The 11,323-nt window shown below is 59.9% G+C and carries 14 protein-coding genes; 13 read left to right on the top strand and 1 reads right to left on the bottom strand.

From position 1 onward, the window contains the following. A partial coding sequence (locus FJY67_09315; protein MBM3329650.1) for a PDZ domain-containing protein occupies positions 1 to 473 on the top strand: 473 nt, incomplete at its 5' end. Here FJY67_09315 and FJY67_09310 read toward each other — a convergent pair. Further along, a complete protein-coding gene (locus FJY67_09310; GenBank protein MBM3329649.1) occupies positions 454 to 633 on the bottom strand; it encodes a hypothetical protein in 180 nt (59 codons plus the stop codon). The two genes, FJY67_09315 and FJY67_09310, sit on opposite strands and share 20 nt — an antisense overlap. Positions 634 to 1,049: 416 nt before the next feature. Between FJY67_09310 and FJY67_09305 the strand changes: the two genes are divergently transcribed. From FJY67_09305 to gatA, 12 genes are all read left to right on the top strand, one after another. Beyond that, entirely contained in the window at positions 1,050 to 1,751 is a 702-nt protein-coding gene (locus FJY67_09305) for a phosphoribosylaminoimidazolesuccinocarboxamide synthase (protein ID MBM3329648.1), read from the top strand. A gap of 21 nt (positions 1,752 to 1,772) precedes the next feature. Continuing rightward, the gene (locus FJY67_09300; GenBank protein MBM3329647.1) at positions 1,773 to 2,426 is read left to right on the top strand and encodes a phosphatidylserine decarboxylase family protein; all 654 of its coding nucleotides are present in this window, start codon (positions 1,773 to 1,775) and stop codon (positions 2,424 to 2,426) included. Then, positions 2,416 to 3,174, top strand: a complete 759-nt coding sequence (gene pssA, locus FJY67_09295) for a CDP-diacylglycerol--serine O-phosphatidyltransferase (protein ID MBM3329646.1) — start codon at positions 2,416 to 2,418, stop codon at positions 3,172 to 3,174. Before FJY67_09300 ends, pssA begins: the two co-directional genes overlap by 11 nt. Then, a complete protein-coding gene (purS, locus tag FJY67_09290; protein ID MBM3329645.1) occupies positions 3,171 to 3,416 on the top strand; it encodes a phosphoribosylformylglycinamidine synthase subunit PurS in 246 nt (81 codons plus the stop codon). The genes pssA and purS overlap by 4 nt, the downstream gene beginning before the upstream one ends. 230 nt (positions 3,417 to 3,646) lie before the next feature. Next, the gene (locus tag FJY67_09285) at positions 3,647 to 4,810 is read left to right on the top strand and encodes an efflux RND transporter periplasmic adaptor subunit (protein MBM3329644.1); all 1,164 of its coding nucleotides are present in this window, start codon (positions 3,647 to 3,649) and stop codon (positions 4,808 to 4,810) included. Between the two features lie 22 nt (positions 4,811 to 4,832). Then, a complete protein-coding gene (locus FJY67_09280; protein MBM3329643.1) occupies positions 4,833 to 5,528 on the top strand; it encodes an ABC transporter ATP-binding protein in 696 nt (231 codons plus the stop codon). Further along, the gene (locus FJY67_09275) at positions 5,525 to 6,685 is read left to right on the top strand and encodes an ABC transporter permease (protein MBM3329642.1); all 1,161 of its coding nucleotides are present in this window, start codon (positions 5,525 to 5,527) and stop codon (positions 6,683 to 6,685) included. Before FJY67_09280 ends, FJY67_09275 begins: the two co-directional genes overlap by 4 nt. 114 nt (positions 6,686 to 6,799) lie before the next feature. Next, positions 6,800 to 7,966, top strand: a complete 1,167-nt coding sequence (locus FJY67_09270; GenBank protein ID MBM3329641.1) for an FtsX-like permease family protein — start codon at positions 6,800 to 6,802, stop codon at positions 7,964 to 7,966. 47 nt (positions 7,967 to 8,013) lie between these two features. Then, positions 8,014 to 8,727, top strand: a complete 714-nt coding sequence (gene purQ / locus FJY67_09265; GenBank protein MBM3329640.1) for a phosphoribosylformylglycinamidine synthase subunit PurQ — start codon at positions 8,014 to 8,016, stop codon at positions 8,725 to 8,727. Positions 8,728 to 8,775: 48 nt separating this feature from the next. Then, positions 8,776 to 9,537, top strand: coding sequence for a twin-arginine translocase subunit TatC (gene tatC, locus FJY67_09260; GenBank protein MBM3329639.1), 762 nt, complete (start codon positions 8,776 to 8,778; stop codon positions 9,535 to 9,537). Continuing rightward, positions 9,534 to 9,728: a twin-arginine translocase TatA/TatE family subunit gene (locus FJY67_09255; GenBank protein ID MBM3329638.1), complete on the top strand. Its 195-nt coding sequence runs from the start codon at positions 9,534 to 9,536 to the stop codon at positions 9,726 to 9,728. Before tatC ends, FJY67_09255 begins: the two co-directional genes overlap by 4 nt. Positions 9,729 to 9,782: 54 nt before the next feature. Beyond that, positions 9,783 to 11,201 (top strand): Asp-tRNA(Asn)/Glu-tRNA(Gln) amidotransferase subunit GatA, encoded by a 1,419-nt coding sequence (gene gatA, locus FJY67_09250; GenBank protein ID MBM3329637.1) that lies wholly within the window; start codon positions 9,783 to 9,785, stop codon positions 11,199 to 11,201. Positions 11,202 to 11,323: the final 122 nt, after the last annotated feature.

Raw genomic sequence — 11,323 nt, 5'->3', positions numbered from 1 at the left:
TCAACCGGGGCAACTCGGGAGGGCCGCTGGTCAATGCGGAGGGCGATCTAATAGGGATGAACACTATGATCTTCACCGAGGGGGGAGGCGGGTCGATCGGGCTTGGGTTCGCGATCCCGTCGAACAAATTGAACCGGCTCTTCGAAGACCTAAAAGGCCGCGGGAAGATCGAGCGGGACTTCTGGATCGGCTTTCAAGTGGGGGAAGTTACCCGGCTCATCGCGCGGTCACTCCGTTTGAATGACCTGCACGGCGCGGTGGTAACCGATGTCGAAAGCGGCAGTCCGGCTGAGAAGGCAGGACTCGAGCCGGCCGACGTGATCGTCGCGGCTCAAGGGCGTCGAATCGAATCGCCCTATGACCTGCTGACCCTCCTGCGCAACGCCGATCTGCGGGTCGGCGACATGCTGAAATTGACCATCTGGCGCAGTGGCAGCACCGAGGAGAGGGAGATCAGGTTAGGAAAGCGGTAAACGGAGTAATCTTGAACCGCGATAACGTAGCGCCAGCATCTTTCTGGCAACGCCCTGCCGCCAGGATGGCGGCGTTACGGTGATAACTTAGCGCCAGCATCTTGCTGGCAACGCCCTGCCGCAGGATGGCGGCGTTACGGTGATAACGTAGCGCCAGCATCTTGCTGGCAACGACCTGCCGCCAGGATGGCGGCGTTACGGTTTTGTGGTGTCAGGTGTCCCCACCTGACACCAATGATCTATTATTTACAATAGCATGTCGTCGGGTGAGGACACCCGACGGCACAAGTCTGTCTATTCTCGGACAGTCTGCTGCGCGGGAATGACGAGGACTCGCGTCGTTGGGTATAGTTAATGAAGCGATCGCGCTTGACGGCCGACTTTCGTATGGCTGATAAAACGACTCAACAGACAATCCACCAACAACTGGCAACTGAGCGACTTGTTCTCCGACGCCGCTTGACTGCACCGGCAACCCTTCCTATATTACAAGATTGGCATATTCGTCATTTATTGACCGGACTTGCCTATCGGCCCCTCAAACGGTCGCAACATCACATTATTCGTTTATTATCAATGGACAAGAAAGACCTACTCTACGAAGGCAAGGCCAAGAAGGTCTGGAGCACCTCGGAGCCGGACCAGGTAATCGTCCAGTTCAAGGACGACGCCACTGCATTCGACGGCACCAAGAAAGGCCAAATCAAGGGCAAAGGCGAAGTGAACTGCGCCATGAGCGACATTCTCTTCACCTACCTCGAATCGTATCATGTGCCGACGCACTTCATCCGGCGGCTGGGGCCGGTCGAGTTTCTGGCCCGGCATGTCGAAATCGTCAAGATCGAAGCGGTGATGCGCAACATTGCTGCCGGATCGCTGGTGAAGCGACTCGGTCTTGACGAAGGGCAGGTGCTCAACTACCCGATCTTCGAACTCTACCTGAAGGACGACGCGCTCCACGACCCACTCATTAACGAGCATCATGCCTTTGCCATGGGCATCGCCAAACAGGAGGAGGTTCGCTCGATCTTCAGATTGACGGCCAAGATCAACGCGGTGCTGAGGTCTTTTTTCGAGCGTCGCGGTCTGGTGTTGGTCGATTTCAAACTGGAATTCGGCCGGCATGGCAGCGAACTGATCCTTGCCGATGAGATCTCGCCTGACACCTGCCGCATCTGGGACAAGAAGACGAGCAAGAAACTCGATAAGGACCGCTTCCGGTTCGACCTCGGCGGAGTCGAGAAGGCTTATCAGGAAGTCCTTGAGCGGATTGCTTAAGGTGCCTGCCGGAGGGGAGGAATGAGGCTGGCACCGGAAGGCGCGGGGATTATCGCGGCGAGCGCTGCACTGGTGCTCGTCGCGGTCGTGGCGTCATTGCTGGTCGATGGGGGGAGGTTGCTCTTCCTGCCGGCGCTGGCGGTGCTCTGGTTCCTGGCGGTGGTGCAGTTCTTTCGGGATCCCGAGCGGGTGCCTCCGCGTGGATCCGAACTGATCCTGTCGCCGGCGGACGGGAAGATCATCTCGGTCGGACCGGCGCCGCGAAGCCCGCTCGACCCGCCGGGTAAGCGGGTTTCCATCTTTATGTCGCCGATCAATGTCCATGTCAACCGGGCGCCCGCCGCCGGGAAGGTGGTCTCGGTCGAGCACTTCGACGGGAAGTTCCTTTCGGCTTTCAAAGAAGAGGCCTCCCGTGAAAACGAGCGGACGATGATTGCGATGGAGACTGCCTCGGGCCGGATCGCCTTTTCGCAGATTGCCGGCTTTCTGGCGCGAAGGATTGTCTTTCATCCGAAACCGGGCGATTCGCTCAATTCCGGCGAGCGAGTCGGGATGATCAAGTTCGGCTCAAGGGTTGATCTGCACTTGCCGGATAACGTTGCCATTCGGGTCGCGGTGGGTGACCGGGTGGCAGCGGGTGAGACTGTTATAGGAGTCTTCAAGGATGCGCAATAGCCGGGCTTTCTGGCCCAATCTCATCACCTTTGGCAACCTCTTCTTCGGCTTCTGGGCGGTCGTCTTGATCAGCCAGGGCCGGTATCTTTCGGGCGCATGGCTAATCATTGCCGCCGCCATCCTGGACGGCGTCGATGGCGCGGTGGCGCGAATGGTGAACGCGTCGAGCAAGTTCGGCGCCGAGATGGACAGTTTGGCTGACGTCGTATCGTTCGGCTTGGCGCCGTCGGTGCTGGCTTACCAGATGCTCTTCGAGCGTATGGGTCAGCCGGGGGCGTTGATCGCGTTCCTGCCGTTGGCCGCTGGTGCGGCGCGGCTGGCACGGTTCAACGTGATCCTGCGCGAACGGCCGGGTGCCAAGGGTTTCGTCGGGATGCCGATTCCGACCGGAGCATTGACGCTCGTCGGATTCTTCCTCGCGTCCTATAAGAACCCCGAAGGCGTCGCAACGCTGCCAATGTGGCTCGCGTTGATTCCGCTCGTGGCGCTGCTCGAGGTGAGCACGTTTCCTTATCGCAAACTGCCGCTTCTGGTGAAGCCGGACCGAAAGCACCTTTGGCAGAGTCTGCTGACCCTGGCAGTGATTGCTTCGGCGATCATCTTCAAACCGTCGCGGGTGATCTTCCCGCTAATGCTGGTATATGCGCTCTCGGGACCGGCGATGGGAATCTTCGGACTGCTCGTCGGTCAAGGACATGGCGACGCACCGCACGATCCGGTTCATGACAGACTGCGGAGGCGGCGATGAAGGTGCGCGTGGTGGTGCGACTTAAGCCGGCGATCCTCGATCCGCAGGGCAAGACCGTCCAGATGGCGCTGGAACAGATGGGCTATGGTGCGGTGAAGGACGTCCGGATCGGGAAGTTGATCGAGTTGGAGGTAGAGAATGGCTCGCCGGAAACGGTGCAGGCGCAGGCTGAGGAGTTCAGCCGTAAGTTGCTGGCAAATCCGTTGATGGAGACGTATGAGATCCAACTTATTGAGACGTGATTACGGGGGTATTGCTCCGGTCACCTTGCAGTTGCTCACTTGATAACTCAGTGATTTGCGTAGGGTCGGATTCCGATCCGACCATTTGTGTCGTGATTCGCGTAGGGTCGGATTCCAATCCGACCGATACGATCATCAGGCTTGAAACCGCGCAGTCGCATCTCATCTCACAATCATAACTCGCTGTTCACTTCTTGTCTTCCGATAAAGCCGATCTGTCGGCACTGAGATTGGACCGCTCGCCGGCGGCACGACCGCCGCGCCGGAGCCTTTGGGGGACGCTGGCTACGCTCGTTGCCGTCGCGGGAGTCTTCCTCGCCGGTTATCTGGCGTGGAACCGGCTCATCGCCCCGCCGGTCGAGGTTGAACTGGTTGCCGCGCAAATGCGCTCGCCGGCCGAGGCGCGCTCGGTGCTCTCCGGCAGCGGCTACGTCGTTGCCCAGCGCAAAGCCGCCGTCGCGTCCAAGGCGACCGGGCAACTCGTGGCGCTGAGCGTTAGAGAGGGCGACGCCGTCAAGCGCGGCGATGTTCTCGCGCGGCTCGAGGACGATGATATCCGGGCGATGCTCGCCGAAGCCGAGGCCCAACGGGCATTGGGCGAAGCGGAGTTCCAGCAGGCTAAGAAGAACCTCGAGCGGCAGCAACGGCTGGCATCCGGCAACGTGGGTGCACAGTTTGATCTCGAACTTGCTGAGGTTGCCCACAGACGCGCCGAGGCCGCGCTCGATATGGCTAAGGCGCGCACCAGAGCCATTCAGGTCGCGCTCGAAAATACCGTCATCCGCGCCCCTTTCGACGGGACGGTGCTGACCAAGAACGCCGACGTCGGCGAAATCGTCGCCCCGATGGCTGCGGGCGTCTCGGCACGGGCGGCGGTGGTTACCCTTGCCGATCTCGGTTCCCTCGAAGTCGAAGCCGATGTGTCGGAGTCTAACATTCAGAAGATCGCCCTCGGCGCCCCCTGCGAAGTGCGGCTCGATGCCTATCCGACGGTTTCTTATGCCGGCTACGTTACGAGTATTATCCCTACCGCCGATCGCTCCAAGGGGACGGTGATGGTGAAGATCGGTTTCCGGCAATATGACAACCGGGTGCTGCCGGAGATGAGCGCCAAGGTAACTTTCCTTAAGGACGATGCCGGCGGGAATGCAACGCCTCTGCCGGCGGTGCTTACGGTGCCGACAGCGGCAATTGCCAATCGCGCCGGGCAGACCGTGGTCCTGATGGTGGAAGACCAACGGATCATCGAACGAGCGGTCGTAACGGGATCAGTCATCGGGAATTACACTGAAATTCGCAGCGGACTGCAATCCGGCGACCGGGTTGTGGAGAGGGCAACTTCGGAACTGGCCGTCGGTACCAAGGTGGAAGCCAAACCGGCGCGGGGCCGGTAGTTTCGTATCGAAGCAACAAACCATTCATAGAATCGTGCCACCTGCAATACAAGTTACCGGCCTCGCCAAGTCCTACTTTAGAGACGGGCACGAGATACCGGTGCTGCACAATATCAACCTGAACGTCCAGCAGGGCGACTTCCTCGCGCTGATGGGGCCGTCGGGGTCGGGCAAATCGACGTTACTCAACCTGATCGCCGGCATCGACCGCCCGACCAGGGGCGAGATCGTCGTCGAAGGCGCTGAAATCGGCCGGATGAGCGAGTCGCAACTGGCGCGCTGGCGAGCCGATAATGTCGGATTCATCTTCCAGTTTTACAACCTGATCCCGGTCCTGACAGCATTCGACAATGTGGCTTTGCCGCTGCTGCTCACGAAGTTGAATAAGGCTGAGCGTCGCAAGCACGTCGAAACCGCGCTCGGTATCGTCGGGCTGGCCGACCGGATGAAGCACTATCCCAAGCAACTATCCGGCGGTCAGGAGCAGCGCGTGGCTATCGCCCGGGCTATCGTCTCGGACCCCAAGATCCTCGTTGCCGACGAGCCGACCGGCGACCTCGACCGCAATTCGGCTGCCGAAATCCTGACCATCATCAAGCGACTCAACTCCGAATTCGGCAAGACGGTCATTATGGTCACGCACGATCCTCACGCTGCCGAAGCAGCCCAATCTGTGATGCACCTCGACAAGGGCGATCTGATCGGAGCGGCAGCATGAGGCTCTTTCGACTCGCATTCAAGAATGCCTTTCGTCATCGCTTCCGGGCGTTGCTCACCATACTGGCAATGGCGGTGGCGTTGATGGCGTTCGGAGTGTTGCGCACCGTCGTAACGGCTTGGAATGTCGGGATCGATGCCGCTCAAGCGGACCGGCTGGTGACCCGGCAGGCGGTGTCGTTCATCTTTCCCCTGCCACTGGCTTACTTCGACAAGGTCCGGGAGATCGAAGGCATCGAGTCGGTCACCCACTCCAGTTGGTTCGGCGGGATCTACATCGACCGGCAGAATTTCTTCGCCCGATTCGCCATCGACGCGGAGACCTTCTTCGAGGTCTATCCGGAGTATATGCTGACACCGGAGGAGACCGAGAATTTCAAGAAGCAGCGCAATGCCTGTGTGGTAGGCGCCGATATCGCGAAGCAATATGGTTTCAAAATCGGTGACAAGATCACACTCGAAGGCGACATCTACCCGGGAACCTGGGACTTCATCGTTGCGGGAATCTACCAGCCGAAGTTCAAGAGCACCGACGCCACCGCGATGGTCTTTCATTGGCACTATTTGAACGAACGGGTGGCTGAAGATTGGCCTACCCGCGCGAACCTGACCGGCTGGCTAACGGCCAAGATCGCGGATGGAAATCGGGCAGCAGAGATTTCGGCACAGATCGACGACCTCTTCCGGAATTCAGCGGCGGAGACGAAGACCGAGACCGAAAACGAATTCGCTCGCGGGTTCATCGCCTCGTTTGGCGCGATCTTCGGGGCGATGAACTTCGTCTCGTTCACGATTGTGGCGATCATCCTGCTGGTCGTAGCCAATACGATGCTGATGGCCGCGCGGGAGCGAACCCGGGAATACGCCGTCCTGAAGACACTCGGCTTTTCGGTGGGCCAGATTTCGGCACTGATCCTGATGGAATCTACCATACTGTCGATCGTCGGCGGGACGCTGGGACTGGGGCTGATAGCCCCCTTGATTGCCGGGCTTGCCGAAGCGGTGCCCAAGGCCTGGTTCCCGATCTTTCAACTGGAACCGATTACGGTGTTCCTGCTTGCGTTGGCCGTCGTTTTTATCGCGCTGGCGGCGGCGATCTTCCCGATTCGGCGGGTGGCGCGAGCGACAATCGTCGAAGGTATTCGGTTCGCCGGATAATGGCATCAATAGTTCGTAGCCCCAGCATCTTGCTGGCTCCGACCTGCCGCCAGGATGGCGGCGCTACGGTCAACGTCGGTAATCTCTGAGTCAAGGTGTAAACATCTCTAATAAATGGCCGTTCCATATCTATATGCCATTCAGAACCTCCGTCACCGCAAGACGACGATTGCGGCAACGGTAGCCGGTGTCGCGCTGGTCGTCTTCGTCTTTTCGGCGGTATTGATGATGTCGAACGGGATCGACTCGACCCTTGCCTCGACTGGTTCCGAGGATAACGTCATCATCACACGCAAAGGCGCCAACGGCGAGATAGCGAGCATCGTTACCGGCGATGTTCGGGCTATAGCGACGAGCCTGCCTCAGGTGGCGCGCACCCCGGAGGGTGAGCCGATTGCATCGGCCGAGCCGGTCGTGGTCATCAACCTGAACAAGGCTTCAGGTGGAATGAGCAACGTCACGGTGCGCGGGGTGTCGTCGCACGTTTCAGCGCTAAGGCCTGGCTTTCGCATCATTCGCGGCCGGGCTTTCAACCCGGCGCTACGGGAGTTGGTTGCCGCCGAGGAGATCGTCAAGCGGTTTCCGGGTGGCGATATCGGCAGCAAAGTGAAGTTTGCTGGCGATCTATGGGAGGTGGTCGGGACGTTCGAGTGCGGCGGTGGCTTCAACTCCGAGATGTGGGGCGATGCAGATCAACTGCGCAGCGCCTTTCAGCGCGGGAATACCTGCTCGTCGCTGACGCTGAAACTCGACCGTCGGGAAAGTCTGCCGGCAATCCTGCGCGCTTTCGATGAGGATGTCCGGTTGAAGCAATTTGAGGCTATTACGGAAAAAGAATACTTTGCGCGGCAGTCGCAGGAACTGGCCACCTTCATCCGCATATTGGGCATCTTTGTGACCGTTGTCTTCAGCGCCGGAGCGACGCTGGGCGCGATGATCACGATGTATGGAGCGGTTGCCGGTAGAACGGTCGAGATTGGGACGCTGCGCAGTCTCGGCTTTCGGCGGCGCAGCATTCTGGCGGTCTTCTTGGCTGAGTCGATGCTGATTTCGCTGGTTGGCGCGCTGCTTGGTGTGGTGCTGGCTTCGAGCCTCTCGCTGGTGAAACTCTCGACTATGAATTTCAACAGTTTCTCGGAGATCGTCTTTGGATTCACGCTATCGCCGGGAATCGTCATCGGGAGTATTCTCTTCGGTGTTGCCATGGGATTTCTGGGGGGCTTCCTTCCGGCTATACGGGCCGCTCGAATGAACATCATCAATGCCCTCCGGGCAGCATAGCCGACCCTCCTCAGCCAGGCCGCGTTCCATTACTGATAAGTCGCCAAATGCCAGTGCATGCCCGAACCCGGTGGGGGGTCGTCATCTTCCCCGGGTCGAACTGTGATCATGACGCTATCGAAGCCCTCTCGCGCCACGCCGGTCAGGAGGTCGTCCCGGTCTGGCACCGGGAACGACTTCCCGACGGTCTGGACGGCGTCGTCCTACCGGGGGGGTTCAGTTATGGCGATTATCTCCGCTCCGGCGCAATCGCCCGGTTTGCACCGGTGATGGAGGATGTCGTCCGGTTTGCCGATGGCGGAGGACTCGTAATCGGCGTCTGCAACGGCTTCCAGATCCTGACCGAAGCCGGGCTGCTGCCCGGCGCGCTGGGCCGCAACGCGGGATTGCGCTTTATCTGCCGGGAGGTCTATCTCCGCGTAGAGCGAACGGATACCCCCTTCACCAGCCGTTACACCTTGGGCCAGGTGTTGAAGATTCCGATTGCGCATAATGAAGGCAACTTCTACCTGCCCGAGGACAACCTGGACCGTATCGAGTCAACCCGCCGTGTTGTCTTTCGCTACTGCGACCGGGAGGGACGGACCGGGCCGGAGTTCAACCCCAACGGGGCGAGCCGCGGCATAGCCGGTATCATCAACGAAACGGGCAACGTTCTCGGGATGATGCCGCACCCCGAGCGGAGGTGCGATCCGCTGCTGGGCAGTCCGGACGGCTTGGGGCTTTTTCAATCGGCAGTTGACTTTCTCGCGCGAAACTGATGCCCGCCTCGGCGTCGGGGTATCTTTACCTCATCCCGCACATCCGGAATGGCAAATCCCGCGACTACTAACGAACCCACCGGCGGCGGGATGTCCTTTCTCGGCCACCTCGATGAACTGCGCCGAAGGCTGACCAGGGCGCTAATTGGCATCGCCATAGCCACCGCTGTGGCGCTTTACTATTCCGAGGCGATCATCGCGTTTCTTACTCGGCCGGCGGTGGCGTCGGGCAATGTAAAGTTGACTCTCCTCGCTCCGGCGGAGGGCTTCCTGACCCACCTGAAGGCTTCGTTCGTAGCCGGACTCTTCCTTTCGTCGCCCTATTGGCTCGGGCAGGTATGGGGATTCATCAGTCCCGGACTTTATGCCCGCGAGAAAAAGACCATCGTCCCGGTGATTGCGTTATCGGTGGTGGCTTTCGTAGGCGGAGCGGCGTTTGGCTGGACGGTGCTGCCATTTGCAACCGAATACTTTGCCTCCTTCGCGACCGGGCCGATCGAAGCAGGCTGGTCGCTGGCCAGTTACGTCTCTTTTAACCTACAGTTTCTATTGGCTTTTGGAGTCGTCTTCGAACTGCCGTTGATCATCTATGCCGCAGCAATGATCGGCGCAGTAACGCCTCCGCAACTGCGGCAATACCGGCGGCACTCGATCATCGGCATACTAATCGTCGCCGGGATCATTACCCCCCCCGATGTCTTCTCGCAACTGCTCATCGCCGGGCCGCTCATTATCCTCTATGAGGTCGGTATCATAACCTCATCGATCGCCCTCAAGCGGCGCGCCCGCCGTGAAGCCGCGCGAACGTGAGCGGTTCCGAAATCGCCGTCGTCATCCTGGCGGCGCTCGTTCTCTTCGGCGGCAAACGGCTTCCCGAGATGGCGCGAACCTGGGGCCGTATGCTGCGCGATCTGCGCCGCTCGTGGAACGAAATGAAACGCGAAATGGGGCTCGACGCGATTGATGATATTAAGAATATGAAGGATGGGAAAAAGGAGTGATGCGCGGGAACCGGCCTCATGACCCACTATCGAACAATCTGACATCGTAGCCACTTGAACTACCTTACCGCATCCTTCGACACCCGGCAGAAAGCGCTCGCCCGGAACGAGACATCCGTTGTTGCCTTGGTTGAAGCGGCTCTTGAATCTGCCAAGGCCAAATCGCATCTCAACACCTTTGTCACGTTGACGCCCGAACTGGCGCGCCGACAGGCGAAGCGGGTCGATGACGAGCAAATGCGCGGCAAACTGCTTCCCCTGGCCGGCGTAGTCCTCGCAGTCAAGGATAACATCGCACTGGAGGGCGTCCCTCTCACCTGCGCCTCGAAGATACTTGCCGGTTACGAGAGCCTCTTCACCGCGACGGCGCTCGAGCGACTCATCGACGCCGGAGCCGTCGTTATCGGCAAGACCAATCTCGACGAGTTTGCGATGGGATCTTCAACCGAAAACTCGGCTTTTGGCCCAGCGCTGAATCCCTGCGACGAGGCGCGGGTGCCGGGCGGATCTTCGGGGGGATCGGCGGTGGCTGTGGCGGCAGGTATCGCTACCGCGGCATTGGGATCTGAGACCGGCGGTTCGGTTCGTCAGCCGGCTGCGTTTTGCGGGCTATTGGGACTAAAGCCGACTTATGGCCGGATTTCAAGATACGGCCTGGTGGCTTTTGGATCGTCGCTCGACCAGATCGGTCTCTTTTCCCAATCTTCTGAAGAAATGACGCATATCTTCGAGGTAATGGCCGGGCTCGATCCGCGAGACAATACTTCCTCGGACCAGCCGGTTCCCAGCGCGTCGAACGGCGTCATCGACCCGGCGGGGCTGAGGATCGGCTTGCCGGTCGAGTTTTCCGGCGAAGGCGTCTCCCCCGAAGTCGCCCGCGAGGTCGAGAAGACTGGCCAGCGGCTTCGTTCGCTCGGAGCCCGTGTCGAACCGTGCTCCCTGCCTCTAACACGCTACGCCATTCCGGTCTATTACATCATCGCCCCGGCCGAGGCTTCTTCCAACCTGGCGCGCTACGACGGCGTGCGCTACGGGCCGCGGGCAGAGGATAACAGCAGCGGCGATGTGATCCGCCTCTCCCGACAAGCCGGATTCGGTCCGGAGGTGAAACGGCGGATCATGCTCGGCACCTATGTCCTCTCGAGCGGTTACTACGATGCCTACTATCGCAAGGCGCAGCAGGTGAGGCGGCTCATTCGGGATGAGTTGCTCGCCGCCTTCGACCGGTTCGACCTCCTTTTGACGCCCACGACCCCCACGACAGCGTTTAAGATCGGCGAGCGCATCAGCGACCCGCTGGCGATGTATCTCTCGGACATCTTCACCGTAACCGCCAACCTTGCAGGCATACCGGCCCTTTCGATTCCGGTCGGAACCGATGACCGGGGGTTGCCTGTCGGAGTCCAACTTATGGCGCCGCCGTTCCGGGAAGACTTGCTGATCGGCTCAGCCCGACTTCTCGAAACCGCATAGTCCTGATGTTTGCCGACCTGCGCCGTCTTGCCGGACAGACGCTCGTCTATGGCGCGGGCAATGTCCTGACCCGCCTTGTAGGGTTCCTGCTGCTTCCCTTCCTGACCCATCAGTTGTCACCG

This window comes from Calditrichota bacterium (assembly GCA_016867835.1).
Lineage (GTDB): Bacteria > Electryoneota > AABM5-125-24 > Hatepunaeales > Hatepunaeaceae > VGIQ01.
This window is presented reverse-complemented; position numbering and strand designations above follow the sequence as displayed.